This window comes from Acidocella sp. MX-AZ03, assembly GCF_027626035.1.
Taxonomy (GTDB): Bacteria; Pseudomonadota; Alphaproteobacteria; order Acetobacterales; family Acetobacteraceae; genus Acidocella; species Acidocella facilis.
Genome location: NZ_CP110774.1, coordinates 3324425 through 3348952 on the forward strand (window position 1 = coordinate 3324425; position 24528 = coordinate 3348952).

Here is a 24528-nt window from a genome sequence, read left to right on the forward strand (position 1 = left end):
TTCGAGGCGCGGTGCAGCGATTTGTTTGATCGCGTAGGTGTCTTTCACACCGCCTCATTGGCGTTGGAGGAGGTTTATGGTGTTCTGATCATAAGATCAATATATTTTTTTGTTCTGTTTATAGGAACATCGCTGTCAGCCGTGATAGCCCAGAAGCTGGGAAATCGCCGCCGCGGAGCCGGTCAGCGCGGCAATCTGCTCATCTGTCGGCGCCGGCTGGATATGCTGTACTGAATCCACAATGGCGAGGCTGCCGACTAGAGTGCCGGCGCCATCGCGAATGGGGGCGGCCAAGGTGTTGATACCCGTTAGCGCCTCGTTCGGCGCCACCGCCCAGCCGCGCTGCTGGATCAATGCCAGCTCCGCGCGTAAAGATTCGGGATTGGTATTGGTCGCCGCGGTCATGATGTTGAGCGGTGCCGCCAGCACCCGCTCGCGCAACGCCGGCCCGGCGAAGGTCAGAGAGATCTTCCCTTGTGCGCTGCAATGAAACGGCAGGATCGAACCAGGCTTGACGCTGATCTCGATCGCCGATTTGCCGGCGATCGTCGCCAGCACGCGATTTCCTTCTATATCCAGCTGCGAGATTACCACCGAATAGCCCAGCTTCTCGCGCAGACCCTGCATGATGCCACGGCTGATCTGCGCCAGGTCGAACGACTCCGCGATCCGTCGGCCAAGCAGGATCAGCCGCGCGCCGATCGTGTATTTTTCCGATGTCTCCAGCTGGACCACATAGCCCTGCGCCACGAGCGTCTGCAGATGCCGGTGCACGCGGCTCTTCGAGGTGCCGAAGCTCTCGGCCAGCGCGGTCACGCCGACACCACTGCCCTGCTGCGCAAGACGTTCGAGAATCTGCAGACTCAGCGAGACCGCCTGAACACCATCATTGTTCGTCTGTCCGGTAATGCGCGGCATAATTCCTCCACAATAATCTCAAACAAATCAGCCTGTTAGGCCAAGCCAGCTGCGGTATGTCGTCCACAAACATGCCCCGCCGTGCACCAACGCCGCCAAAACGCGCTTGACAATCGACGCCAACGTGAACATGTTCTTGTCAATAGACCAATCGTTCTGATCAACAGAACAACGAGATCGTCCAAAAGTCAATCTCCAAAGGAGACTCTCTTGCCAACTTCCAGCTCGCAGGACCAGACCAGCACGCCGGCCATCATGGAATTTCGCACGCGCCTGGCGCAGCGCGACCTGCTCACCGGGACCTTCATTAAGACCCCGACCGGCCATGCCATCGAGATATTTGGTGCACTCGGCTATGATTTTGTGGTCATTGACGAGGAGCATTCTCCGTTTGACCGTGGGTCCATCGACCAGGCTATCCTTGCCGCCCGTGCCTCCAGCACCGCCGCTTTCGTGCGCATCGCATCGCCCTCGGCCTCCAACATTCTGTCAGTGCTGGACAGCGGCGCCACCGGCATCCTGGCACCTCATGTCGCCACCGCCGCCCGCGCCCGGGAGATAGCCGCGGCTTCCCGCTACCAGGGCGGCAAGCGCGGCTTCTCCGGCTCACCGCGCGCTGGCGGGTATGGCGCGGTGCCGATGTGGGCGCATGTCGAAGCCCAGGACCAGCTGGTCACGGTCATCGCGCAGATCGAGGATCCGGAAGCGCTCGACGAAATCGACGCCATCGCCGCCACGGACGGCATCGACGCGCTGTTTCTCGGACGTGGGGATCTCTCGGTCGCCATGGGGGCGACGTCGCCAGACGCCGAAGAGGTAAAGCAGGCTTGCGCCAAAGTTATCGAGGCGGCAGGCAAAGTCGGTAAGCCGGTGGCGGCCTTCGTCGGCAGTGCGCGCGAAGCCGAGGCGCTGCACCGGCTCGGCGTCACCGCCTTCATCATGTCATCCGACCAGGGGCTGATGCGCGACGCCGCCAAAGCCGCCCTCGCTGGGATGCACGAAATCGGCCTGCCCATGGCGCGCAGCGCCTAGCAGAGGCTGGCCGCATGACCGGCTATCCAGAAAGGGCCGGGTAAAATCAAAAATACAAAGAAGCGGAGGAAACAATGTCGAGTGCCAAGAGCTATCTGACGGCAGACGAACGGAAAATATTCTACAGCTCCGCCGGCGGGTGGGGGCTTGATGCGATGGATATTTGCATCTTCAGTCTCGTCATCCCTAGCCTGCTAGCCGCCTTTGCCATTGGCCGTGGTAATGTCGGCATTCTTGCCACCGCGGCGCTGATTTCCTCCGCCTTCGGCGGCTGGCTCGGCGGGATCATCTCCGACAGGGTCGGCCGCCTCGTTGTGCTACGCTGGACCATCGCCTGGTTCTCAATCGCCACCATCATCTGCGGCCTAGTACATGGTTACACCACTTTTCTGATCTTCCGCATCCTACAAGGCTTCGGCTTCGGCGGTGAGTGGGCCGTCGGCGCGGTACTGATGGGTGAGATCATCCGCAGCGAACTGCGTGGCAAGGTCGTCGGCGCGGTGCAAAGCGCTTATGCCATCGGCTGGGCTGTTGCATTGCTTCTGTTCTCCTCCGTGTTCAGCCTGTTTTCCGGTCCGGACGCGTGGCGCTATTTGTTCGTTATCGCCGGCCTGCTTGGCTTCCCGCTGTTCGTGATGCGGATGCGTATGAAGCTGCCGGCCGATTATCTGGCGCGCATGGACATCGCCCGCCGCGCCCACCAACAGGCGTCCGTTTCGACCAGCCTCTGGATATTTTCCGCGGCCCGTATTTCTCCCGCACTGCCATCGCCTCGCTGATGTGCCTTGGCATCCAGGGCGGCGGCTACAGCCTAACCGTGTGGCTGCCGACCTTCTTGCAGCAAACACGCCATCTCTCGGTTCTCCACACCACCGGCTATCTGAGCGTGTATGTCGCCGGTTCCTTCTGCGGCTACCTCGGCGCCGCGTACTTGAGCGATCTCATCGGCCGGCGGATAAAAATTATGTTGTTCGCGGCTGGCGCCCTGGTCATCGTGGTCAGTTACCTAAGCCTGCCAATTACCAACGGCATGATGATGCTCCTCGGCTTTCCGCTCGGATTTTTCATGCTGGGCATCTATAGCGGCCTGGGGCCGCTGCTGACGGAGCTCTACCCCACACGCCTGCGCGGTGCCGGCCAGGGCTTCTGCTATAATTTCGGGCGGGGGATTGGCGCAGTGCTGCCGGCGGTGGTTGGCTTCCTTAGCCTGACCCTTGGGCTGGCTCACTCCATCGTCGCTTTCTCCGGCGCCTGCTACGTGCTGGTCTGCCTGTGTGCCTTCCTGCTGCCGGAAACCACCGCGTTGAAACTTGAGACCCGAGAACAGGAGGACCAGCTGTTCCTGGACGGGCGCCGCCGTACCGCGGGTGAGCACATGCCTCCCCGGGAGACCGCAGATACATCCCGCATCTCTTCGCCCAAAATCTAAAACTTCTTCCTAACAAAGGTTAGTCGATAGCCATGAAGCGTGCCGATAAAGTCATCATCACTTGCGCGATCACCGGCAGCATCCACACGCCGTCAATGTCCCCGCATTTGCCGATCACGCCGGACCAGATCGCCGCCGAAGCGATTGCCGCGGCCCAGGCTGGGGCGGCGATGATCCATCTGCATGCGCGCGATCCGCTAACCGGCCAGCCCGACCAGACGCCGCGGCGATACATGGAGTTCCTGCCGCGGATCAAGCAGCAGACGGATGCGATCATCAACATCACCACGGGTGGCGGTCTCGGCATGTCGCTGGAGGAACGGCTGGCTCCGGCGCTGGAGGCAAAGCCGGAGGTGGCCTCGATGAACATGGGCTCCCTCAACTTCAATATCTCCGGTGCGGCCGGTCGGATCACGCAGTTCCAGCATGAATGGGAGCGCCCCTATCTCGAAGGCACCAAGGATTTCATCCTCTCTAATACCTTCGGGCAGATCGAGCATGGCATCCGTTCGCTCGGCGATAACGGCACGCGCTTTGAATTTGAGTGCTATGACCTCGGCCATCTCTATAATTTGGCACATTTCGTTGATCGCGGCATCGTCAAGCCGCCTTTCTTCGTGCAGGGCATTTTCGGTATCCTCGGCGGCATGGGGCCGGATCTAGAAAACCTCATGCATGTCCGCGCCACCGCCGACCGGCTGTTCGGCGACGATTACTACCTCTCCGTCTTGGGGGCGGGGCGCCACCAGATGCGCTTTGCCACGCTGAACGCCATCGCCGGCGGCAATGTCCGCGTCGGGCTGGAGGACAGCCTGTTCGCCGGACGGGGCAAGCTTGCCGTCTCTAATGCCGAGCAGGTGCAGAAAATCCGCAATATCCTGACTGAGCTCAGCCTCGAGATCGCCACCCCGGCGGAGGCACGGGCGATGATGGATACCAAGGGCGGACACAACGTCAATTTCTAACAGCGGCTCGGCCAACCAAGTCGCGAGAGTGAGGAAAAAATGGACCACAACATAAATCTAAATACCGACATTGAGCAGCGGATCACCAACCTTCTGAAGGGTGCCGTTGACACACATGTGCACAGCGGTCCTTCCATCGCCGCGCGCGGGCTTGATCATCTGGAACTGGTCCGCGACGCTTCGGCCGCCGGCATCGCTGCAGTGGTCACCAAGGATCATGACTATGCCGGCGTTGCCACGGCACGGCTGATCACCGATAATTTCCCCGAGCTGAAGACGAAGATATTCTCCTCCATCGTGCTCAACAATGTTGTCGGAGGGCTCAATCCCTACGCTGTCGAGCACACCGCTGCGATGGGAGGCAGGATCGTCTGGTTGCCGACTTTGGCGGCGGAAAACCATTTGGCCTGGGAGAAGAATTCCAGCTTTGTCCACCCGGCTGCGACCACCAAGATGCGCCACGCCACGGCTGTGCCAGTGCTTACCCCGGACAAAAAAGTTCGCGACGATTTAAAACAGATCCTCGATATCGTGGCCCGTAATGACATGGTGTTGGCCAGCGGCCATTTACATGTCAGCGAGACTTGGCTGATCTTTGAGGAGGCGAAGCGGCGCGGCGTTACGCGATTGGTCTTTACCCATCCGGAGGACATTGTCGGCGCCTCGCTGAACGACGTGAAGGGCATTGCCGCCATGGGCGCGTTCATCGAGCATTCGCTGGCAATGTTCCTGCCTGGCAGCAAGTTCAAGACGAAGACTGAGGAGGATTTGCGCCAGCAGATCGAGGCCGGTGGCGTTGAGCAGACGATCCTATGCTCGGACCTCGGCCAGCTCGGCTCGATGAGCCCGCTGGATGGCTTCCGCTACGGCATCAAAACCTGCATTGAACTTGGCTACAACGATGACCAGATTCGTCTCATGGTATCGACCAACGCGGCACGGCTGCTCGATCTGCAAGTCGAGACTGTGTAATTCTATCCAGTAGTATTTCTATGAGGTTGCCAGCGTTCGCGTTCAACACCGCTCCGGCGTTGGAGATGAATTAGCGGAAGTCGGCGCCTCGGTGAGCCAAGGCTGAGCCAGATTTGGCTTTGGTGCTGCACTGGTAACCTACATAGCTTCACGCCAGCTGCGGTAGCTGTCGCCGAGGCGCTGCAGCAGCCAGCAATAACGGGAGACAGCGTTGGATCGCGCCGGCCAAGTTGATTCGACAGTTTGATAAGCGCTGATGCCTTTCGGCTGAGCATCGAGGAATTAGCACTGCTTGCCCCTTTGCTAGCCGAAGACATCGGAACGAACGTATCAAACCGCAATTGAGATTGTCTGCCCCCCCCCGCATTTGTATTGATAATGACGGGTGCAATGTCGTCGGGCCTCCATGCCCAAGTCTATGGCCAAGCACAAAATTCAGGACAGTCCCCAGTCATGCAACCGCGGCCCCTTGGTTCCGGCTCCAGCGGACAGACGCTTCCAGTCGGACGCTCAAGCGCCTCGGCAATGCCCTTGGCTGTAGCGGCGATGCGTCGGGGTTTGTCCCACGACCGGAAGACATGAGCCGCATCAACCCCAAGCACATACCCCTTGGTAGCCCGCCGCAAATCACGCTTGATATCGCCGACACCGTAGACGGTATCGGCCGCGACCCAACGGAACGGCACACCACTCGTGATGGCGCGCGCAATCATCCGAGCCGCAAGTTGCCGCTTGGTTGCAAAGCCGGTGTCGCTTGGCACATGTGCCGCCTTGCACCGGACCGAGTCGTCGGTCCAAGCCTTCGGCAAATAGAGTGCCCGATCGATAAAGGCATAGCCCTTGGGCGATACATAGGCCGCAAACACGCCGATCTGGCAATTCGTGATCTTGCCCGCGGATCCCGTGTACTGCCGCGCCACCCCACAGGATGCCTTGCCCTGCTTGAGAAAGCCAGTTTCATCGATCACCAGCACCGCATCATCGTCTGCCAGATGTTCGACGACATACTCGCGCACAAGATCACGCAGCGCATCCGCATCCCAGCGGTCCCGCCCAAGAAGTTCCTGCTGCCGCCAAGGGCCAGGATCGCCAGCAGCCTCCGCGCGCATCCATCCCGTCTTGCGCCGTTCCTCGCTCAGCAACCCATCCAGAAACAACGCAGCATTCACCGCCGAACGCTCCTGCGCGAACACAGGTCGCATTCGTCCTTTCACATCGCGCAGTGATTACGCCCACAACTCGAGCGTCGTCTCAATCGATGCAAAACGCGTCCATGACTGTCGAATCATGGTTGCCCATTGATTCGGACTTACAGACGTTTCGCAAGATAAAAATCACGACTGTAATGCTAGGTGGCTGATAACAGTTGAATTTAAGCATCCTAATTGCAGACTCTAGACAGAGAGTAGCAAGTCAAGTTGGTTGCTGGGTCCCGCAACCACCAATACCGAACTCATGAACAAGTCAGGAACGCCCTCAGTGCTACGCGCAGAGGACGTTGTGTTGATTTCCGCTGAGATCTGACCCTGGAATTCCACCGAGAATTGACCCGCCTCTTGGTTATGGTTTGGGTTTCAAGATGGGGTCAAGGCCTGATTTTTCTCCTTTCGTTTTTGGTTTTTCTGCACCGAGCTGTGCTTGAACCTGAAGCTGTCATTGCCGGTCTCGAGGATGTGGCAGTGGTGGGTGAGGCGATCGAGGAGGGCGGTGGTCATCTTGGCGTCGCCGAAGACGGCGGACCATTCGCTGAAGCTCAGATTAGTGGTGATAACGACGCTGGTACGCTCGTAGAGCCTGCTGAGCAGGTGGAACAGCAAGGCCCCGCCCGAGGCGCTGAAGGGCAGATAGCCGAGCTCATCGAGGATAACGAGATCGGCATGGATCAGGCGGCCGGTGATCTGGCCGCTCCGCCCCTGGGCTTTTTCCTGTTCCAGGGCGTTGACCAGTTCGACGGTTGAGAAGAAGCGGACACGCTTTTTGTGATGCTCGACGGCCTGCACGCCGAGTGCGGTGGCGATGTGGGTCTTGCCGGTGCCCGGCCCGCCGACGAGCACAACATTGTCCGCGGGCTCGATGAAGTCGCAGCGATGCAACTGCCTGACCAGGGCCTCATTGACCTCGCTGCTGGCGAAGTCGAAGCCGGCGAGGTCGCGGTAGGCCGGGAAGCGCGCCGCCTTGAGCTGGTAAGCCATGGAGCGGACCTCGCGCTCGGCGGTCTCGGCCTTCAGCAGTTGAGAGAGCACCGGGATGGCGGCCTCGAAGGCTGGCGCGCCCTGCTGCGCCAGTTCGTCGACCGCTTGTGCCATGCCGTGCATCTTCAGGCTGCGCAGCATGATGACAAGCGCGCCGGCGGCGGGATCATGACGCATGGCGGGTCTCCTTGGTTTGGCGCAAGCTGTCGTAGCGTTCGACATCGGCCCTGGGCTCATTGGCCAAGCTCAGCGCCTGCGGCGCGGTTACCGCTGGCGGGGTGGCGGGTGTGCCGTCGATCAGCCGGTGGAGCCGGTTGAGGATATGCGTCTTGGCCGGCACGCCATCCTCCAGAGCCAGTTCCACCGCCGCCAGCACCGCCTGCTCGTCATGGTGCAGCACCAGGGCCAGGATCTCCACCATCTCCCGGTCACCGCCGGGGCGGCGCAGAAGAGGCTGTTGCAGCTGTTTGAAGGCATCGGGCAATTCCAGGAAGGGCGCGCCGTTGCGCAAGGCGCCCGGCTTGCGCTGGATCACCGCCAGATAATGCCGCCAGTCATAGATGGTGCGCCCGGGGCCATTATGCGTCCGGTCGATGATGCGCGGATGCTCGCAGATGATCTGCCCTTGCGCCGCCACCACCAGCCTGTTGGGATAGACCCGCAGGCTGACCGGCCGGTTGGCGAAAGAGGCCGGTACGCTGTAGCGGTTACGGCGTCAGGCTTGGCAGTTACCATTATACCCCTCTCTCATGCAGTTAAGCGTCGTTTTGCCCGGTCCCAGGCTCTTTTCTTGGCTTCGCCTGGACGGTCCCGTCCAGGCTCTTGGCTGGATGCCGCAGGTAGGGCGGTAGGGTTCGGATCTGTCCAGACCGGCATGAAACAATAATGCCGCCCGTCGGCATCCTGCTGAAGGCTCTTGCGGCAGGTCGCCATGGCGACGGCACCGTCATTATCCTGCATCAGCTGGCCCCAGGCGATGGCCTCGGCCGGCCCGGCCTTCATGGCAACCGAGATCAGATGTGAGGCGACCTCCCCCTGAAACCGCCCGGCATTCAGCCCGGCAGCGTAGGTGAAGAGGCAGGGGATGGCACCCAGCGCCAGCACCGCGACCGCCCAGATCCCGAGGGTTTTGTATTTCAAAGTCTTGCCGTGCTGATACACGGCATAGCGCACATTATCCGCGAGCTTGGGCGTCAGCTGCTCGACAATGCCGGCCTGTTTGGTTTGCAACACCGCCTCGGCTTGCTGGACGGCCAGCGCCGTCTTCTTGAGGGTGTCATGGTATTCGCGGTCCAGCCGGTCGCTGGCATCGTGGAAATAGCGCACGGCCTGGTTATGCAGGCGCCATTGCAAGCGCAGCGAGGAGGACAGGACCTTAATCAGCGGCAATAACGGGTCGTTTTTGAGCCCGGTGACCTGAATGAGCCGCTCCAGCTCCTCCTGCATCTGGGCGATCTCGCGGCCAAGGATTTCGCTGTAGCGCCGCAGGTCGAACTCTTCCCGGGCTCGTTCATGGCAGCCATGAGCTGATCCCCGCAAAATTGCTGTCCATGGCCTCCAGCCATAGCCTGACCCGGGCCCGGTCGAACGGCCCGAGCGGCGTGTCGGCCCGGCCGGTCTTACCCGCGACGGCATCATGGAATTTCAGCCGGCGGATTTCCACCTGTTGGGCGGCGAAGAGTTTCGGCATGAATACCGGCACGGCCCCCTCACCAATCGCCTGACGGACGACGCTATGCCGCAAAATGCGCGCGAAGCCTGTATCGCGGGTCTCGCCGACATCCATCATGGCCTCGTTCAAAATGATGGACGAGGCAGTCGGCTTGAACCCCAGCCGCTGCAAGGTGGCCAAGGGTGATAAATCCTCTTCTTGCGGCCCCACCGTATGGAACAGCACCACCGCGAAGCTCTGGGCTTCGAACAAGGCGACCAGGTCGGGTAATTCGACAGCGAGGCGGCGCAGCGTGGTATCGCCGCCGCCCAGATCGACCAGCGCCGATATTTTCTGAGCCAGGCTATGCTGTAACAGGCGATCCAGCCATTTCAGGGACAGGCTGGGGTCGGCGGTCTCCGGGGGCGGGCCACTTTGTCGATATAGCGGGAGAAGGTGTCGTTGGTCGTGTCCAGATCCGCCATTAGCAGAGGCGTGCCGTTCATCAGGGTTTTCTCGGCCAGCCAGCGTATGCCGGTGGTCTTGCCGGTTTTGCCTCGCCCCACCCAGAAAATGACTTTGTGCCGCCCGCTTAAATCGATGCCGGTCAAAGGCGTTGGGCTGGCAGCGGGTACCGCCGGGCTGGCAGCGGTGCCCAACTCCATCTCCGGTGGGGCGGCGTCTTCATCCGGCCTGAAGGTAAATTCCGGCGGTGTGGTACCTGAGGTGGGTGCACGTCCGCCCGTCGCATTGGGAAAGCGCAGCAATTCCGGCGTGTTGTCTTTGGGTTCAGGCATCGTTTGGCTCCATTCTGGGGAAAGGATGGCTGGGGCTTATGGCGGCGATTTTTTACCGAGCAGGCGCGCCATGACCTCGTCATAGGTTGAGAGGGGCGGCCGGATGAGGGGCTTTGCCGGTTCAGCCGGTGGCGGTCTTGCGCTGGTAGCCTTTCAGGGGCGGCGGGCGCGATAGACCTCGCTTTGCAGCCAGTCGGCATCCCACGCTTTGCCGGTGCTGTAGGTGATGCCAGCCAGCGTCATCGCGCGTGCGATTGCAGCCCAGGACCAGTCGCCATGCACAAGCTCCAACAACATGCCGTAATGTTGGCGCAGCCAGGGCCGCACGACATCGCTCTGTCGCCAGAGCGGGCGGAGCATTTCCGCCAAGCTTTCGATCTCGGCCTCGGTGTGAATGCGTTTGCGCGACATGAACACGGGCTTTCAAAAATAGCGGCATGGAGTTTCACTATTTTTGACTAAGCGCGCAATCTTCCGAATCGGAATCTTGACAAGCGCTGAGCTTGTGTCCCAGCCCAATCCAAAGCCTTTTCCTGTGCTGATTCCTATGCTTGTTCCTGATCTCAAAACTGAGCTCAATTCTAATCTCATTCCCAAGCTCAATCCTGATCTCTAATCTCGTAGGTCCCGTGTGGTAGTATCTTATGCGGCTACAACAGACCAAGGAATGCTAGCGCATGCGGATATAGCGATGCCAAGAGGCATAAATAGCTTTCTTAATCTCGATTTAATTGGTTATCACCGACGATGCCGCGAGGGCATTTTAATATTAGTCGAAGGTGGTTTTTAAGCTCGATAATATATTTGCGCTGGCTAAGATAAGTTCGTTAGCCTAATCCTAGCGTATCGATGGATACCAGTTATACTGGCCCGCCTGAAACCAACCGCTGCCGTAGAAAATGCAATGCGCATTGTTATAAAAAGATCACTTGCGAACATATAAGCGGACGTTAAAGCTAAGTCCGGATGACCGGCTTTAAAATCCTGCTTATAGAAGATGACCACCAGGCCGCCGCGCTTGTTTGCCAGGCTCTCACCCTTAAGGCGCATCAGGTGACGACGGTTGCCACAGCAAATGACGGTCTGTTACGGGCGAGCGTTGACCCCTGGGACTTGCTGATTGTCGACCGGATGTTGCCGGGATATGATGGCCTAAAGCTTGTGCAGGCCCTGCGCAAGACCCGTGTCGAGGTGCCAGTGCTGTTTCTCACCGCGCTCGATGGCATTGACGATAGGGTAGAAGGGCTGCGTGCCGGTGGCGACGATTATTTGATAAAGCCATTTGCATTTGCAGAACTCTGCGCACGCGTTGAAGCTCTGATTCGCCGCTGCCCAGCACCATCTAGGCGCTCCATTCTGTCGTACACCGATCTATGGCTCGACCGCCGCAAGCACATTGCCACACGTGCCGGTTGGGAAATTTCTCTAACCCAGATCGAATTCAAAATTCTTGAGGCTTTGTTGCTCAACCAGGGGAAAATAACGACATACAAAATGCTACTCGAAAAAGTCTGGGATTATGATTTTGACCCCGGAACCAGCGTTGTCGCGAGTCACGTATCGCGCTTGCGCGTCAAGATCGAATCGGATTTTTCCGTGAAGATATTGCATACGCTACGCGGTGTCGGATATCGATTGGGTGTCGATGCAAATTGAACAAAGTCCTGGAAGCGCGCGGCAGGCGCGATCGCCAAGCCTAATCCGTACAACCAGTTTCAGGCTTGCCGCTTGCGGCGCAATTTTAGCCTCCCTTGGCGCCGGACTTGTTTTTTTGGTCATCTATTATGGAACTGCCGGCGCGATGGTCCGCACTCTGGATCGCCAAATCGGTAATGAAGCAGCGGAAATTGTCGATCCCGGAGAAATCTTACGTACGGCGGTTGCGATGGAAGCTGTACGCGAGGCGCAAAGTGAGGTGGTACACGGCACCTTTGTCACATTGATCGACCCTCAGGGGCATGTCGTTGCGACAAATCTCGCCGATCCTTCACGCATGCAAGGTTGGAGTTGGCATAATCTTATCGTTATGCATCCAGCATCTCACATCATGACGACACGAAATCTGGGAATTCGGTTGGCAGATGGTGGCTTGCTGGTGGTTGGCGAAGACGCGACCGCCCTTGTAGAGCTGAGGCAACGTCTGGTTCGAAGCTTTTTTATTGGTTTTAGTATTCTGCTGGCGCTCGGGTTGGGGGCCGGAATCGTGTTGGGTCAGAACGCGGTTTCGCGTATAAAGGATATCAACGCGACACTCGAATCAATCATGGGAGGCGATTTTAGTCGAAGATTGACGAGGTCCAGCTACAGAAACGAACTTGATGATCTGGCTGTAAGCGTCAATCTTATGCTGGATCGGATTGAATTCCTCATGGAAAATCTGAGACAGGTTGGAAATGAGATCGCACATGATTTACGCTCCCCGCTCGCTCGTTTGCGTGAGGGGTTGGAACTCGCGCAACTTGGCAATGATGAGACATTGTCCCGTAGCGTAATCCCCTGGGCGATTTCAGAAACTGATTCGATTCTAGCAGTTTGCTGAAAAACTCCTGGCGGCCGGGATTATGATGTGATTCACTTTGGCTGGCAGGTTTTGTGAGGCGTGGGGTGCGGGGTTCTTTTCGAGATCAGGGCGGGATGTTTTCGTATGTTTCACCAGAAACACGGGTTCCGGCGACCCATCCGTTGCGAGCGATCCGTGCTTTGGTGCGGGATGTTCTGCATGAGATGAGCCGCAGCTTTGCCTGGCTGTATTCCAGGGAAGGCCGGCCCTCGGTGCCGCCTGAACAATTGCTGAGCGCGCTGCTGATCCAGGTGCTGTACGGGATTCGCTCGGAACGGCAGTTGATGGAGCAACTGGATTATAATCTCCTGTACCGCTGGTTTGTGGGCTTATCCCGGATGATCCGGTCTGGAACCCGACCACGTTTAGCAAGAACCGCGAGCGCCTGCAGAACGGCGATATATTCCAGAAATTCATGAGCCGGCTGCTGAACCACCCGCGGGTGACGCCGCTACTATCGGATGAGCATTTCTCGGTGGACGGCACGCTGATCGAGGCGTGGGCGTCGCAGAAGAGCTTCCGGCCGAAGGATGGCAGCGACGATGATGGTTCGGATTTCCACGGTCAGAAGCGTAAGAACGATACCCATGCCAGCACCACCGACCCGGAAAGCCGGCTGTACCGCAAGGCCGCTGGGCGGGAGGCAAAGCTTTCGTATATGGGGCACGCGCTGATGGACAACCGGCACGGCTTGGCGGTGGGTGGCCGAGTGACCCAGGCCACAGGCACGGCTGAGCGTGAAGCCTCGGAAGCGATGTTGAAAGCCAAAGCCAAGTCGGCCGCCGGGCGGATCACCGTAGGCGAAGACAAGGCTTACGATACCGCCGATCATGTCGCCAATCTGCGCGACGCCGGCGTGACACCGCATGTCACACAAAACAACGGTGAGACCAAAACCGGCAGGCACCGCCGCAGCGCGATTGACGGACGCACCACGCGCCATCCCGGTTATGCGATGTCGCAGACCCGCCGGGCGATGATCGAGTGCATATTCGGCTGGGGCAAGCAGCACGGCACGATGCGCAAGACCAAGCTGCGCGGCGTTGCGCGGGTCGCCGGCACCTTCATGCTCAACCTGATCGCCTATAATCTGGTACGCATTCCAAAAATGGTGGCAATATAAGGGACGAGTCTGTCCGCTGGACGAAAAAAGTCCAGAAACCGGCAAGAAACTTCAATCACTTGAACCAAAATCCAGGCCCCAAAGCTAAATCAGAAAAAATAAAACCAAGTTTCGGGGTTTTTCAGCAAACTGCTAGCAGTTTGCTGAAAAACTCCTGGCGGCCGGGATTATGATGTGATTCACTTTGGCTGGCAGGTTTTGTGAGGCGTGGGGTGCGGGGTTCTTTTCGAGATCAGGGCGGGATGTTTTCGTATGTTTCACCAGAAACACGGGTTCCGGCGACCCATCCGTTGCGAGCGATCCGTGCTTTGGTGCGGGATGTTCTGCATGAGATGAGCCGCAGCTTTGCCTGGCTGTATTCCAGGGAAGGCCGGCCCTCGGTGCCGCCTGAACAATTGCTGAGCGCGCTGCTGATCCAGGTGCTGTACGGGATTCGCTCGGAACGGCAGTTGATGGAGCAACTGGATTATAATCTCCTGTACCGCTGGTTTGTGGGCTTATCCCCGGATGATCCGGTCTGGAACCCGACCACGTTTAGCAAGAACCGCGAGCGCCTGCAGAACGGCGATATATTCCAGAAATTCATGAGCCGGCTGCTGAACCACCCGCGGGTGACGCCGCTACTATCGGATGAGCATTTCTCGGTGGACGGCACGCTGATCGAGGCGTGGGCGTCGCAGAAGAGCTTCCGGCCGAAGGATGGCAGCGACGATGATGGTTCGGATTTCCACGGTCAGAAGCGTAAGAACGATACCCATGCCAGCACCACCGACCCGGAAAGCCGGCTGTACCGCAAGGCCGCTGGGCGGGAGGCAAAGCTTTCGTATATGGGGCACGCGCTGATGGACAACCGGCACGGCTTGGCGGTGGGTGGCCGAGTGACCCAGGCCACAGGCACGGCTGAGCGTGAAGCCTCGGAAGCGATGTTGAAAGCCAAAGCCAAGTCGGCCGCCGGGCGGATCACCGTAGGCGAAGACAAGGCTTACGATACCGCCGATCATGTCGCCAATCTGCGCGACGCCGGCGTGACACCGCATGTCACACAAAACAACGGTGAGACCAAAACCGGCAGGCACCGCCGCAGCGCGATTGACGGACGCACCACGCGCCATCCCGGTTATGCGATGTCGCAGACCCGCCGGGCGATGATCGAGTGCATATTCGGCTGGGGCAAGCAGCACGGCACGATGCGCAAGACCAAGCTGCGCGGCGTTGCGCGGGTCGCCGGCACCTTCATGCTCAACCTGATCGCCTATAATCTGGTACGCATTCCAAAAATGGTGGCAATATAAGGGACGAGTCTGTCCGCTGGACGAAAAAAGTCCAGAAACCGGCAAGAAACTTCAATCACTTGAACCAAAATCCAGGCCCCAAAGCTAAATCAGAAAAAATAAAACCAAGTTTCGGGGTTTTTCAGCAAACTGCTAGAGATTTTTTCAGCACTTTTACGGCTGGCGCAGATTGAAAGCGGGGCGCGTCGGAAGGCATTTTCTTGGATTGATCTTTCCTATCTTCTGGGCTCTCTGATCGACACCTTCGCGCCCGCGGTCGACGAGTCTGGCCGGACGCTCATATTCAACATTCAGTCGGAACTCAGCTTATACGGTGATGTCGTCTTGCTGAACCAGCTTTTTGGCAATCTGATCTTGAATGCGATAAAACATACGCCGCCGGGATGCCTTATCCATATATCTGCGACTCGCGCGGCGCAAAACGTCGCGATAGCCATCGCCGACAATGGACTAGGCATACCAAGCCACTTACATGGCATGGCGCTTCGGCGTTTCGGACGGATCGATATAGCCCGTACGGCGCCCGGCGCTGGTCTGGGCTTACCGATCGCGGTGGCTATCGCCGAGCTTCACGGCGGTAAATTAACGCTGAAAGACGCAAATCCTGGACTTCAAGTGGAGATTATACTTCCACAGAACCGCGCCCCGCGAACGGAAATATCAAAATACTGAGACGAAGTCGAAGATATTAGTAAAATATTGAATTTTTTGTATAGCCTTTGCATCATTAACGGATTGTATAATTATCGGCGCAGGATCATCAATCTGCAATCAAACCATCATCAAAGATGAACACATATTTCGTTACAAGCCGGCCCCGGAGTGTACAGACTGATATTATAGAGGCCGAGATGATGAGCAAAGCGAGTTTGAGCGGGAACATAGAATAATGTTATTACGCCAGTCTAACGCAGAGATGTTTTAGTTAAAATCTATAATTTTCTCTATTTCCGGTAGATGGATCTCTTGCACGCCACAAGCGGCAAGCCGTTTTGCCGTGCGCTAGTGGCGGCGTGCTGGTCCGCCTTGAGACAATTCCTGTGGCGTTCAACGCTACGGTTTGGCCACTCTCAGCTAATTGAGGAGCTGTAATTTGTCCGTCAAATACATTGTTTATCTCGCCAACTATTCGGATGGGATTCTCTATCTGATGGCGGTGCTGCTGCTGCTGGCGCTGGCGGTGATTCTGGACCGCTTCTGGTTCCTGCGCAGCACCATTCTGCGTGGCGAGAGCGTCATCCGCGCCACCGCGCAGGAGACGGCCTTGCGTCAGGGCGAGTTGGTGGCGCTGCGCAACCGCGCCGGCAAGCTGCCGGAAGCCGCGCTGCTGGATACCGCCTTGCGCCATGCCGGCATGGTCAATGCCGAGGCGCTGAACAGCCGGCTCGATGAGGCGGTGATGCTGATCGCCCCCGGCCTGGACCGCCGGCTCTGGCTGCTGGATACCATCATCACCCTGGCGCCGCTGATGGGGCTGTTTGGCACCATCATCGGCATGTTCCATGCCTTCAACGTGCTGGCCGCGCCCGGCCATGCCCCGGCGGAAGTCACCGGCGGCGTGGCGGATGCGCTGGTTGCCACCGCCTTTGGCCTGTTCATCGCCATGTTGGGGCTGGCGGCGTTCAATGCGCTCTCCAACCAGGTGCGGCTGGTCGTGCATCAGCTTGATTCGCTGAAGGTGCTGATCGTCAACCGCATGGACGGCGCCCCGGTGGTGCAAGCCGGCAAGACCGGTGCTGGCGCCAGCACCGCCGCCAAGTTCGCCACGGCCTGAGCGGAACCCCCCACCATGCGCTATTTCGAACGCCGCAAGGCGCGCATCGAGATCATCCCGATGATCGATGTGATGCTGTTCCTGCTTGTGTTTTTCATCATCGTGACGATGCAGATGATCCCCGATGCCGGGGTTTCGATGCAGCTGCCCAACGCCGCCCAGACGCAGCAATTGCCGCATCCGAAATTCATCGTGAATGTGATGGCGGATGGCACCATCAAGGTGAAGGACCAGGTGATGAGCGCCGACCAGCTCAGCGCCATGTTCGCTGGCGATGGCGCCCCGGACAAGACGGAAGTCACCATCGCCGCTGACAAGGCCAGCGCCTTCCAGCATTTCATGACGGTGATCGACGCCGCCAAGAAGGCCGGGGTGACCGATATCGGCATCGCCGCGCAGCCGCAGGCGGCGCAATGATGGCTGGCATGTCCGGTGAATGGGGCGGGGAGGGGCATTCCAATCGCCGCTTCCTGCTGGCGATCGGCGCCGGGCTGCTGCTCGAGGCCGGGGCGCTGGGGCTGTTGCTGCCGGCCATGCAGCATCAGCAACCGCCGCCGGCCAAGCAGCCAGCGGTGGTGAAGGTGACCATCCAGGCCGCCCCGCCGCCCGCGCCCAAGCCGCCGCCGCCGGTGCCGACCCCCGCGCCGCCCCCGCCGCCGCCCAAGCCGGTGCCGGCCCCCAGCGTGCCCAAGCCGCCGCCGCCGCGCCCGGTGCATCACGTGGTGCCGCATCACGTGGCGCCGCCACAGCCGCGCCCGCAGCCGGCGCCACCGCCGCAGCCGGTGACGCCGCCGGCGCCGCCGGCCCCCGCCTTGCCGCCCGCCCCGTCCCAGGGTGAGGTGGACGCCTTCCGCCTGGCGATGCGCAATGCCGTTCAGGGGGTGGCCAACCGCGTCTATCCGCAGGCCGCGCAGATGGCGCGTGAAGGCGGCACGCCCGAGATCACCTTCACCTATCGCAACGGTGTGGTGAGCGACATCGCCCTGGCACATTCCAGCGGCTTTCCGCTGCTCGACCAGGCGGCCCTGCAGGCCGCCCGCATCGCGCATTATCCAGCTCCGCCGCCGGGCTTCGCAGGACGTAGCTACGACGTCACCGTCGAAGTGATTTTTGAGATGACGTCGTAGGATATGAATCCCGACTGACCGCTGTCGATATCCAAAACCCGTGAAATTGGAGACGCATTATGTACGGCTTGAGACGCTCTCGCGTGATTTTTCTTTTTGCCTCAACGGCACTATCGGCGTTGCCACTCGCACGGGCAAGTGCCCAATCGAGCGCGCCAACCTCTCCCATTAACCTTGATCTTGGGACCGTGACCGCAACGGCTCTAATTATACCAATAGCGGTGCAGCCGTGGCGCCGAGCTCAACGGGCTCTCAAAAGCAAGCGGTTAAGGAACAGAAATTAGCCCCGAACATTATTTATGTGCAACCTGAATCCGTGATGCAGAAGCTTCCGGATTCAAACGTTGCTGAAAACCTGAAGCATGTTCCTGGCATTAGCACCGCGACTGATTCCGGATTCAGCCGCTACGTGATGGTACGCGGCTTGTCAGAGGATTTGAATTCTACGCGCTATGCAGGGCTTGAGCTTCCCGGCACCAATACCAATGCCAGCCCGACCGGCGGCGGCCGCGCCGTGGCGTTGGACTTTTTACCCCCCGGCATTATCGGGGGGCGAAAGTGATACCAACCCTCACTCCCGATATCGCCGCCACCGGTCTTGGTGGTGTGATCGATTTGCTGCCGCCGAGCATGCCCGCGGATAAAGATACCATGCTTGATATAAATGCCGGCGGCGGCACAACGCTCTTGCAGCACAATGCCATGGGTCAGGTTAGCGTTACCGCCGGAAAGCGCTTCGCCATTCCAGGGTTGAAGTTCGAAAATGCCAAGCCGTTCACGGTGCTTGGGAGCTTCGGGTATATTAATACTTCCCCGGGTATTTTCGATATGGAAGAGGGGTATACGAACGGCACCACCACTGCGGGCATGCCGGCTCAGATTAATAATCTTCAGCTGCGCCGATATAACAACCAGCGCATCTCGAAGGGGTATACTGGCGAGATCGATTTCGATCCGAACCCGCAAACGCATCTCTACGTGCTCGGTATGTTCTCGTCCATGAATGAGACCATTCAAAAAGACGAACTTTACCTTCAAAATCTCGATGCGTCCTCTGTCGATAATGGCAACAACAACTTCACGGCGACAGGCGCTAATCTGAACAAATATTATGAGAACAGCTCCGAAACCGACGGCATGACAGTGCTCAAGGCGGGCGGCAATTTCATGGTCGCCAACCTGGTGAACGTGACTTTCCACAGCGGCTATGCCGAGGGTTCGATCGTTTCAACCATGATTTTGTCTCGAATTTTGGCAGCAACGATCAGAATTTGACAATCGATTACGATACCAGTAACCGGAATTTCCGGTCGTACAGCATCGCAACTGCGTCCGGTGCGGCGTATGATCCCACCAACCCAAATAATTACAGCTTCAGCGATTTAACCAATCTTCCGATCAGCGCCACAGACAGGATTTATGACAACGGCGCCTCTTTCGCGGTGCCGACCAGCTTCCTCAATACCCTCGGCTCGTTCAAAGTTGGCGCGGATTTCAGCCTGCGCTCGCGCAACAGCATGGCCTCCACCATTTCCTATACGCCGGTGAATGGCGGCTATTCGCTGGCCAGCGTTACGGGCGGCATGTCCAACCTAACGACCTATGGCCGCTATCCGCTCGGCCCAAATCTGAATTACGGTCAGCTCTTTGGTCAAGGCTACACGACCTCGGCCGATCCGATTTCTGCCGCGCAATCCTACCAGCATGATCGTGAGAATATATATGCGGGTTTCGCGCAAGAAGATTTGCAATGGAACAAGCTTGAGGTTCTTGCGGGCCTCCGGTTCGAGGCGACAGATGCCGCATATTCCGGCTACGCTTCCACCACTGATGCTAACGGCAATACCACGATCGGGGGCAGATTACGAAGCCCCAGAATTACAACAACATCTTCCCGACAGTGCAGCTGAAATATGATTTCACGCCAGAGTTGCAGGGGCGCTTTGCCTATTCGACAGGTATCGCCCGTCCCGGCTTCCAGCAAGTCAGCCCGGCGATTTCCACGACCGCGAACGCAGCCCTGGGCAGTGGCAGTGGGTCCTTGATCTCGACCGGCAACCCGAATTTGAAGCCGCAAACCGGCCGGACATTCGATGTCGCGCTGGCCTATTACACGCATAATGACGGCGTTTATATGGTTGATGGCTTCCTCAAAAATATCGACAATTATATCATTGCGACCAACTATAATGCGAACGGCAACACCTATCAGACGTTCAAGAATATCAGCGGCGCCCAGGTGCGCGGCGTCCAGCTCGAGGCCATTCAGCGTTTCTATTTCCTGCCACATCCGCTCGATGGTCTGGGGATCGATGCCAATCTGACCTACGTGGATGGCACGGGTAAAATCTTCCCCGGTCAGGGGCGTTCCATCCTGCCAGAGACCTATCCGCTGACCGCCAATATCGCCGAAACTTATAAAAAAGGCCCGTTCGATTTCGAGATCAGCGAAAACTACACTTCACGCAATCTCTTCGCCGCCGGCAGCAGCCCGGGGAGCAGCACTTACACCCAGCCGACTTTCATGCTGGATGTAAGCGCGTCTTATCAGCTGACTCCGCACTGGACCTTCTATGCCCAAGGTGCCAACCTGACCAATTACCGCCTATATATCACGCAGGGCTCCAACAGATTTTATCCCATTCAGCGCGAATATTACGGGCAACGTATTCTGTTCGGCGTACATTATCGTCTTTGACGTCCGCGACGATATTGCCGCGGGACCGCAGGCTTTCATCGCGGCATGATTATCGAAGTTGATGCGTTAGCCCCGTCGCCGTGGGGGTGACGCATCGATAAACCACCAGCCTCGCGATCCTCATGGTTGGCGAGACTGGTGGTCATCCATTTATCCTCCGGGCGGGAGCGCCGCTCGCCCGGGTATCAGTTTGCCCTAATCCGCGTTGGCCCCCTCCACGCTGTTCTCAAGAACGGCACCGGTCACGGCATCTACCCCGACCTCATTCGTTTTCGCGCCGGATTTGATGTCGAATGAGTAGCGCAAGCCGCTGCCACCAGCTTCCTTCTCCAGCTCTTCATCCGCGATTTTGCCAGGCTGCGCCTTCAGAGCGATGTTTCGCGCCGCTTCGAGGCTGATCTTGGCGCCTCCTGAGAGGTTTTCGCCTGTGTAGGCTAGAGCCGGCGCCGCTAAACCGGCGAGGATCGCCAGAGCGCCCAGAGTACGGGCAGGATACGCAAATTTCATCGTCAAACTCCATAGTTCATCTACGTTCGGCGCCGGCCACGCCGGGCGCCTTGACTCTGGTTTAGCGGTGCAGACTTAGCTGAAACTTAGGCCCAACTGCCCGGCATCGTCACCGTCGCCATAACACCGCGGACAGCGTCGGTGCGGTTTGTGACCTCCAGCCCAAAGCCATGGCGCTCAGCTATGCGGCGGGCGATGGCGAGCCCTAGCCCTGTGCCCTCCGCCACCTCCGGCGTGGCGCGAAAGAAGCGTTCGAAAATCCGCGCTTGCGCGCCTTCGGGAAGGCCAGGACCGTTATCGCGCACTTCGGCGCAGCCGCCGGCCTGGCTTCGGCGCAAGGAAATGTCCACGGTTCCGCCGGCCTGCGTGTAAGTAACGGCGTTTTCGATTAAATTGCCGAAGAGCGTGCGCACGTCGTCCTCGGCGCCAGTCACCAGGAATCGGGGCGGGATGGTCGCGCTCAGCTCGATGTGTTTGCGCGCGGCGAGTGCAGCGTGATCCGCAACGCAATCAAGCAGAAGCCGTGCGGCATCGAAACGGGTGGCGGGCAGCGCCGGCGGTTCGTCGAGCCGGGCCAGGCGCAGGAGCCGGTCGGTCAGCTGCGCGCTGCGGCGCGCCCCCGCTGCGAGAGCGGCCAGGCGCGGTAAAGCGAGCGGTGCCCCGGCGACGAGATTATCGATCTCGATCTGCATCGCGGCGATCGGCGTGCGCAGCGTGTGCGCGGCATCGGCCAGGAAGCGCTTCTGCGCGGAAAGCGCGGCCTGAAGCCTGACGATGAGACCGTTCATGCTGGTGATCAGCGGCGTCAATTCTTGAGGGATGCCATGCAGCGGCAAGGGCTCGGTAGCCATGGTGCCGCGTGTGGCGAGGTCCGCGGCCAAGAGGTCGAGCCGTCGCAAAGTGCGATGCAGGGTGAGCCAGACCAGCAGCCAGGAGAAAGGGATCAGCAGCGCCGCCGGCAAGGCCGCGCCGATAGCGGCATTGCTGGCGATTTCGTCGCGGACGATCTCACGCTGCGCGACCGCCACGGTGCGGTCCACGCCGCGCAATACATAGACCCGCCAGGCTTCGCCGCCGATCCGCGCCGTGGAAAAGCCAGCCTGGCGCGGAGGTGACGTAAACATGCCGGGTATGGTTTGATGCAGCATGCTTCCCTGCGCATTCCAGATTGTCACGGCAAAGCGGTCCTCGGCATCCTGGTCGGGTGCTGGGGCGCGTTGGCGGTGCCGGGGCCGCGCCCGGCGTTCAAAGCGATCTGGCGAAGTTGCCCGTCCAGAAAATCCGCGGTCTCGCTCTTGCTATACAGATACGCCGCGCCCGCCGCGATGAGCCCGGCCCCCACCAGCAGGAAGGTGACCCACACCAAAGCGGTTCGGCGCAATGAGAGGGCGGGGCTCATTTTTCCACCATCCAGCCAGCGCCGCGTATGTTCAGAATGACCTGCTTTCCGAATTTACGCCGGATGGAATGGATTAATACCTCCACGGCATTACTTTCCACCTCGTCGCCCCAGCCATAGAGGCGCTCCTCAATCTCGGCGCGGGATAAAATCCGTCCCGGCCGGCTCATCAGCGCCTGCATCAGCGCGTATTCCCGCGCGGAAAGGCGCTCGGTGCGGCCGCCATAGGAAAATTCGTGGCTTGCCATGTCAAGCGCCGCCTCGCTGGTTTCCAGCCGCGCGGTTACCCGCCCGGCGTGGCGGCGGATCAGGGCCCGGATGCGCGCGAGCAACTCAGGCACTGCAAACGGCTTCACCAGATAATCATCTGCCCCAAGATCCAACCCAGCGACGCGGCTCTCCACCGCATCGCGGGCGGTGATCACCAGCACAGGCGTTTCCACCCCTTTCTGCCGCGCGGCTTTTAGCACGCTCAGCCCGTCCAGGCCCGGCAGGCCGAGATCAAGCAAGGCGATGGCATAGGCATTGTCGCGCAATGCCGCCTCCGCCGTCACCCCGTCACGGACCCAGTCCACCATCATGCCCGCTGATTTCAAGGCGGCGAGCAAACCCGCGCCGATCAGCGCATCATCCTCGATCAGCAATACCCGCATATGACCAGCTTGGGCGAAGGGGCCGAGCCAAACAAGAGGCTATACGCGAACGCGCGAGCGGATCCAAATTTTAGGAGAATTGAATGGTAGTGCATGGCTAAGCGCGGCCGCCCAGTATGGTTATTGCCATATGGCAATACATGGCGTATATATAGCCACATGACAGGAGCTTCCCATGTCTGTGCTTAGCCAGATCACCGTTGCGCCGAAGCCCTTTTCACCTGACCCGATCACCGATGAAGAGGCAGGCGCCATGTTCCGTGCGGCATTGAACCTTTTCCGCCTATGGGGGGTGACAGACGACCAGGCCGCGATCATCCTCGACTTGCCGCGCCGTACCTTTGCCCGTTGGAAAGCTGGCGAGCTTGGCCGGATTGGCCGTGACGGCAAGGCCAGGCTCTCCAACCTCATGGGGATCCACAAAGCCTTGCGGATCATTTTCAAGGAGCCGGCGCGCGGCTATGGCTGGATCAAAGCCCCGAATGCGGCTTTTGGCGGCCGCTCGGCTTTGGAGGTCATGCTCCAGGGTGAACTAACCGACCTCATGCGTGTGCGGCATTATCTGGATGCGGAGCGTGGCGGCTGGTGATCGACCCGTCGATCGTCCCCATCTCGCCGGTTCATTGGGTTGGTGCCAGGCGGATCATCCGCAGCCTGTATCCGCCTGTCGATTTGTTCGAAGATATTGCCGATCCAGAAGATTGGCCCTTGTTGATCGCCGCGGAGCAGAAGACCAATCCGCGCCTCATGGAAACGATCGGCGCACTTGATCTGGTGCCGGTGTCGCGGCGCGTTTCCGGGCCGGGAGCGAGTTATCTCATGGCCCCGTTCACGCATGTCAGCCCTGAGCGGCCGAGCCGGTTCAGCACAGGGGCTTATGGCGTGCTGTACGCCGCGCGGACATATGAGACGGCCCTGCTTGAAACCATTCACCACCACGCACGCTTCATGGCACAGACCGGACAACCGTCTGGCTGGACATCGCAGTTTCGGGAGCTTGTGCTGGATATCCAGGCCTCGCTGCATGATCTGCGGGGCGGGCCCGCCGCGCTCATGCCCGTATTGGACCCAGATGATTACACCATGGCGCAACAATTGGCAGCGGCCTTGCGGGGCCGTGGATCTGAGGGGCTGGTTTACCCCAGCAGGCGCGATCCTGACGGTGTTTGCGTGGGGCTGTTTTACCCGGATCTAGTCTCGCCGCCCGTGCAAGGGCGCCATCTTGATTATCACTGGGATGGGGCCCGCGTTGATCTGATCCGCGATGCAGGGACGGGAGGGGTTTTTCGGGTGAAGGAATGCTGAAGAGGGCGGAAGCAAACAAGGGCCACACATGTTCACGGGCATTTTGCGAAGCGACATCCTTCAGCCGGTAATCCCCCTGAAATTAAGGGGCTTGATAAGTAGAATTTTCTCGGCAGATTACACGAGGAGATTTG

28 protein-coding genes and 3 pseudogenes are annotated in these 24528 nt (G+C 59.2%); 19 read left to right on the forward strand and 12 right to left on the reverse strand.

Annotated features, from left to right (window positions below):
* Window positions 1–135: 135 nt before the first annotated feature.
* Window positions 136–918, reverse strand: a complete 783-nt coding sequence (locus GT370_RS18365) for an IclR family transcriptional regulator (RefSeq protein ID WP_008495765.1) — start codon at window positions 916–918, stop codon at window positions 136–138.
* A gap of 210 nt (window positions 919–1128) precedes the next feature.
* Between GT370_RS18365 and GT370_RS18370 the strand changes: the two genes are divergently transcribed.
* The 5 genes from GT370_RS18370 (at window position 1129) to GT370_RS18390 (ending at window position 5316) form a co-directional block, all read left to right on the forward strand.
* A complete protein-coding gene (locus GT370_RS18370) occupies window positions 1129–1950 on the forward strand; it encodes an HpcH/HpaI aldolase family protein (protein ID WP_008495766.1) in 822 nt (273 codons plus the stop codon).
* 74 nt (window positions 1951–2024) lie between these two features.
* On the forward strand, window positions 2025–2729 hold the full coding sequence (locus GT370_RS18375; RefSeq protein ID WP_270183514.1) for an MFS transporter: 705 nt from the start codon (window positions 2025–2027) through the stop codon (window positions 2727–2729).
* Complete coding sequence (locus GT370_RS18380) at window positions 2684–3379, forward strand: MFS transporter (RefSeq protein WP_333490097.1); 696 nt, start codon at window positions 2684–2686, stop codon at window positions 3377–3379. The genes GT370_RS18375 and GT370_RS18380 overlap by 46 nt, the downstream gene beginning before the upstream one ends.
* A gap of 32 nt (window positions 3380–3411) precedes the next feature.
* Entirely contained in the window at window positions 3412–4344 is a 933-nt protein-coding gene (locus GT370_RS18385) for a 3-keto-5-aminohexanoate cleavage protein (protein ID WP_008495768.1), read from the forward strand.
* Window positions 4345–4383: 39 nt separating this feature from the next.
* The gene (locus GT370_RS18390; protein WP_008495769.1) at window positions 4384–5316 is read left to right on the forward strand and encodes a DUF6282 family protein; all 933 of its coding nucleotides are present in this window, start codon (window positions 4384–4386) and stop codon (window positions 5314–5316) included.
* A 447-nt stretch (window positions 5317–5763) separates the two neighbouring features.
* On the opposite strand, the pseudogene GT370_RS18395 reads toward GT370_RS18390, so the two are convergent.
* The 7 genes and pseudogenes from GT370_RS18395 to GT370_RS18425 form a co-directional block, all read right to left on the reverse strand.
* Window positions 5764–6539: pseudogene (locus tag GT370_RS18395) on the reverse strand (IS701 family transposase); the annotation flags it as partial.
* Window positions 6540–6890: 351 nt separating this feature from the next.
* The gene (istB, locus tag GT370_RS18400) at window positions 6891–7685 is read right to left on the reverse strand and encodes an IS21-like element helper ATPase IstB (RefSeq protein WP_008495843.1); all 795 of its coding nucleotides are present in this window, start codon (window positions 7683–7685) and stop codon (window positions 6891–6893) included.
* Window positions 7675–8220, reverse strand: a pseudogene (locus GT370_RS18405) (Mu transposase domain-containing protein); the annotation flags it as partial. The pseudogene GT370_RS18405 and the gene istB, both read right to left, overlap by 11 nt.
* A 35-nt stretch (window positions 8221–8255) precedes the next feature.
* Window positions 8256–9047, reverse strand: coding sequence for a hypothetical protein (locus tag GT370_RS18410; RefSeq protein ID WP_270183516.1), 792 nt, complete (start codon window positions 9045–9047; stop codon window positions 8256–8258).
* Window positions 9019–9432, reverse strand: a complete 414-nt coding sequence (locus tag GT370_RS18415) for a hypothetical protein (protein ID WP_270183517.1) — start codon at window positions 9430–9432, stop codon at window positions 9019–9021. Before GT370_RS18415 ends, GT370_RS18410 begins: the two co-directional genes overlap by 29 nt.
* A 119-nt stretch (window positions 9433–9551) precedes the next feature.
* Window positions 9552–9956 (reverse strand): hypothetical protein, encoded by a 405-nt coding sequence (locus GT370_RS18420; RefSeq protein WP_270183518.1) that lies wholly within the window; start codon window positions 9954–9956, stop codon window positions 9552–9554.
* A gap of 153 nt (window positions 9957–10109) precedes the next feature.
* Entirely contained in the window at window positions 10110–10367 is a 258-nt protein-coding gene (locus GT370_RS18425; protein WP_270183519.1) for a hypothetical protein, read from the reverse strand.
* A gap of 555 nt (window positions 10368–10922) precedes the next feature.
* On the opposite strand from GT370_RS18425, the gene GT370_RS18430 reads away from it, so the two are divergent.
* The 12 genes and pseudogenes from GT370_RS18430 to GT370_RS18485 all read left to right on the forward strand — a co-directional run bounded on the left by GT370_RS18430 (window position 10923) and on the right by GT370_RS18485 (window position 20530).
* A complete protein-coding gene (locus GT370_RS18430) occupies window positions 10923–11612 on the forward strand; it encodes a response regulator transcription factor (RefSeq protein ID WP_008495821.1) in 690 nt (229 codons plus the stop codon).
* Window positions 11578–12495 (forward strand): HAMP domain-containing protein, encoded by a 918-nt coding sequence (locus tag GT370_RS18435; RefSeq protein WP_270183520.1) that lies wholly within the window; start codon window positions 11578–11580, stop codon window positions 12493–12495. The genes GT370_RS18430 and GT370_RS18435 overlap by 35 nt, the downstream gene beginning before the upstream one ends.
* A 65-nt stretch (window positions 12496–12560) precedes the next feature.
* Window positions 12561–13639 (forward strand): annotated as a pseudogene (locus tag GT370_RS18440) (IS5 family transposase).
* A 212-nt stretch (window positions 13640–13851) separates the two neighbouring features.
* Window positions 13852–14931: an IS5 family transposase gene (locus GT370_RS18445; protein ID WP_083878918.1), complete on the forward strand. Its 1080-nt coding sequence runs from the start codon at window positions 13852–13854 to the stop codon at window positions 14929–14931.
* A gap of 324 nt (window positions 14932–15255) precedes the next feature.
* Complete coding sequence (locus GT370_RS18450; RefSeq protein WP_168118472.1) at window positions 15256–15603, forward strand: sensor histidine kinase; 348 nt, start codon at window positions 15256–15258, stop codon at window positions 15601–15603.
* Between the two features lie 421 nt (window positions 15604–16024).
* Entirely contained in the window at window positions 16025–16705 is a 681-nt protein-coding gene (locus tag GT370_RS18455; RefSeq protein WP_270183521.1) for a MotA/TolQ/ExbB proton channel family protein, read from the forward strand.
* Window positions 16706–16720: 15 nt separating this feature from the next.
* Entirely contained in the window at window positions 16721–17122 is a 402-nt protein-coding gene (locus GT370_RS18460; protein WP_008495860.1) for an ExbD/TolR family protein, read from the forward strand.
* Entirely contained in the window at window positions 17119–17832 is a 714-nt protein-coding gene (locus tag GT370_RS18465; RefSeq protein WP_270183522.1) for an energy transducer TonB, read from the forward strand. The genes GT370_RS18460 and GT370_RS18465 overlap by 4 nt, the downstream gene beginning before the upstream one ends.
* A 229-nt stretch (window positions 17833–18061) precedes the next feature.
* The gene (locus GT370_RS18470; protein WP_270183523.1) at window positions 18062–18394 is read left to right on the forward strand and encodes a TonB-dependent receptor plug domain-containing protein; all 333 of its coding nucleotides are present in this window, start codon (window positions 18062–18064) and stop codon (window positions 18392–18394) included.
* Window positions 18391–19107: a hypothetical protein gene (locus GT370_RS18475; RefSeq protein WP_270183524.1), complete on the forward strand. Its 717-nt coding sequence runs from the start codon at window positions 18391–18393 to the stop codon at window positions 19105–19107. Before GT370_RS18470 ends, GT370_RS18475 begins: the two co-directional genes overlap by 4 nt.
* Complete coding sequence (locus GT370_RS18480; protein ID WP_270183525.1) at window positions 19104–19742, forward strand: hypothetical protein; 639 nt, start codon at window positions 19104–19106, stop codon at window positions 19740–19742. The genes GT370_RS18475 and GT370_RS18480 overlap by 4 nt, the downstream gene beginning before the upstream one ends.
* Window positions 19733–20530: a TonB-dependent receptor domain-containing protein gene (locus GT370_RS18485; RefSeq protein ID WP_270183526.1), complete on the forward strand. Its 798-nt coding sequence runs from the start codon at window positions 19733–19735 to the stop codon at window positions 20528–20530. The genes GT370_RS18480 and GT370_RS18485 overlap by 10 nt, the downstream gene beginning before the upstream one ends.
* Window positions 20531–20725: 195 nt before the next feature.
* On the opposite strand, the gene GT370_RS18490 is transcribed toward GT370_RS18485, so the two are convergent.
* The 4 genes from GT370_RS18490 to GT370_RS18505 all read right to left on the reverse strand — a co-directional run bounded on the left by GT370_RS18490 (window position 20726) and on the right by GT370_RS18505 (window position 23089).
* Window positions 20726–21037, reverse strand: coding sequence for a PepSY domain-containing protein (locus GT370_RS18490; protein WP_008495791.1), 312 nt, complete (start codon window positions 21035–21037; stop codon window positions 20726–20728).
* A gap of 86 nt (window positions 21038–21123) precedes the next feature.
* Window positions 21124–22185, reverse strand: a complete 1062-nt coding sequence (locus GT370_RS18495; RefSeq protein ID WP_270183527.1) for a sensor histidine kinase — start codon at window positions 22183–22185, stop codon at window positions 21124–21126.
* A gap of 23 nt (window positions 22186–22208) precedes the next feature.
* Window positions 22209–22436, reverse strand: a complete 228-nt coding sequence (locus GT370_RS18500; RefSeq protein WP_270183528.1) for a hypothetical protein — start codon at window positions 22434–22436, stop codon at window positions 22209–22211.
* Window positions 22433–23089: a response regulator gene (locus GT370_RS18505; protein ID WP_008495793.1), complete on the reverse strand. Its 657-nt coding sequence runs from the start codon at window positions 23087–23089 to the stop codon at window positions 22433–22435. Before GT370_RS18505 ends, GT370_RS18500 begins: the two co-directional genes overlap by 4 nt.
* A gap of 175 nt (window positions 23090–23264) precedes the next feature.
* Between GT370_RS18505 and GT370_RS18510 the strand changes: the two genes are divergently transcribed.
* On the forward strand, window positions 23265–23678 hold the full coding sequence (locus GT370_RS18510; RefSeq protein ID WP_008495794.1) for an MbcA/ParS/Xre antitoxin family protein: 414 nt from the start codon (window positions 23265–23267) through the stop codon (window positions 23676–23678).
* Window positions 23675–24394, forward strand: a complete 720-nt coding sequence (locus GT370_RS18515; protein ID WP_008495795.1) for an RES family NAD+ phosphorylase — start codon at window positions 23675–23677, stop codon at window positions 24392–24394. The genes GT370_RS18510 and GT370_RS18515 overlap by 4 nt, the downstream gene beginning before the upstream one ends.
* The last annotated feature ends 134 nt before the right edge of the window (window positions 24395–24528 follow it).

What these genes read in the sequence shown, in the direction of transcription:
- GT370_RS18365 (WP_008495765.1), bottom strand. Translation starts at nt 918, where the DNA reads ATGCCGCGCATTACCGGACAGACGAACAATGATGGTGTTCAGGCGGTC.
- GT370_RS18375 (WP_270183514.1), top strand. Translation starts at nt 2,025, where the DNA reads ATGTCGAGTGCCAAGAGCTATCTGACGGCAGACGAACGGAAAATATTC.
- GT370_RS18385 (WP_008495768.1), top strand. Translation starts at nt 3,412, where the DNA reads ATGAAGCGTGCCGATAAAGTCATCATCACTTGCGCGATCACCGGCAGC.
- GT370_RS18390 (WP_008495769.1), top strand. Translation starts at nt 4,384, where the DNA reads ATGGACCACAACATAAATCTAAATACCGACATTGAGCAGCGGATCACC.
- istB (WP_008495843.1), bottom strand. Translation starts at nt 7,685, where the DNA reads ATGCGTCATGATCCCGCCGCCGGCGCGCTTGTCATCATGCTGCGCAGC.
- GT370_RS18420 (WP_270183518.1), bottom strand. Translation starts at nt 9,956, where the DNA reads ATGCCTGAACCCAAAGACAACACGCCGGAATTGCTGCGCTTTCCCAAT.
- GT370_RS18425 (WP_270183519.1), bottom strand. Translation starts at nt 10,367, where the DNA reads ATGTCGCGCAAACGCATTCACACCGAGGCCGAGATCGAAAGCTTGGCG.
- GT370_RS18430 (WP_008495821.1), top strand. Translation starts at nt 10,923, where the DNA reads ATGACCGGCTTTAAAATCCTGCTTATAGAAGATGACCACCAGGCCGCC.
- GT370_RS18460 (WP_008495860.1), top strand. Translation starts at nt 16,721, where the DNA reads ATGCGCTATTTCGAACGCCGCAAGGCGCGCATCGAGATCATCCCGATG.
- GT370_RS18465 (WP_270183522.1), top strand. Translation starts at nt 17,119, where the DNA reads ATGATGGCTGGCATGTCCGGTGAATGGGGCGGGGAGGGGCATTCCAAT.
- GT370_RS18490 (WP_008495791.1), bottom strand. Translation starts at nt 21,037, where the DNA reads ATGAAATTTGCGTATCCTGCCCGTACTCTGGGCGCTCTGGCGATCCTC.
- GT370_RS18495 (WP_270183527.1), bottom strand. Translation starts at nt 22,185, where the DNA reads ATGCTGCATCAAACCATACCCGGCATGTTTACGTCACCTCCGCGCCAG.
- GT370_RS18500 (WP_270183528.1), bottom strand. Translation starts at nt 22,436, where the DNA reads ATGAGCCCCGCCCTCTCATTGCGCCGAACCGCTTTGGTGTGGGTCACC.
- GT370_RS18505 (WP_008495793.1), bottom strand. Translation starts at nt 23,089, where the DNA reads ATGCGGGTATTGCTGATCGAGGATGATGCGCTGATCGGCGCGGGTTTG.
- GT370_RS18510 (WP_008495794.1), top strand. Translation starts at nt 23,265, where the DNA reads ATGTCTGTGCTTAGCCAGATCACCGTTGCGCCGAAGCCCTTTTCACCT.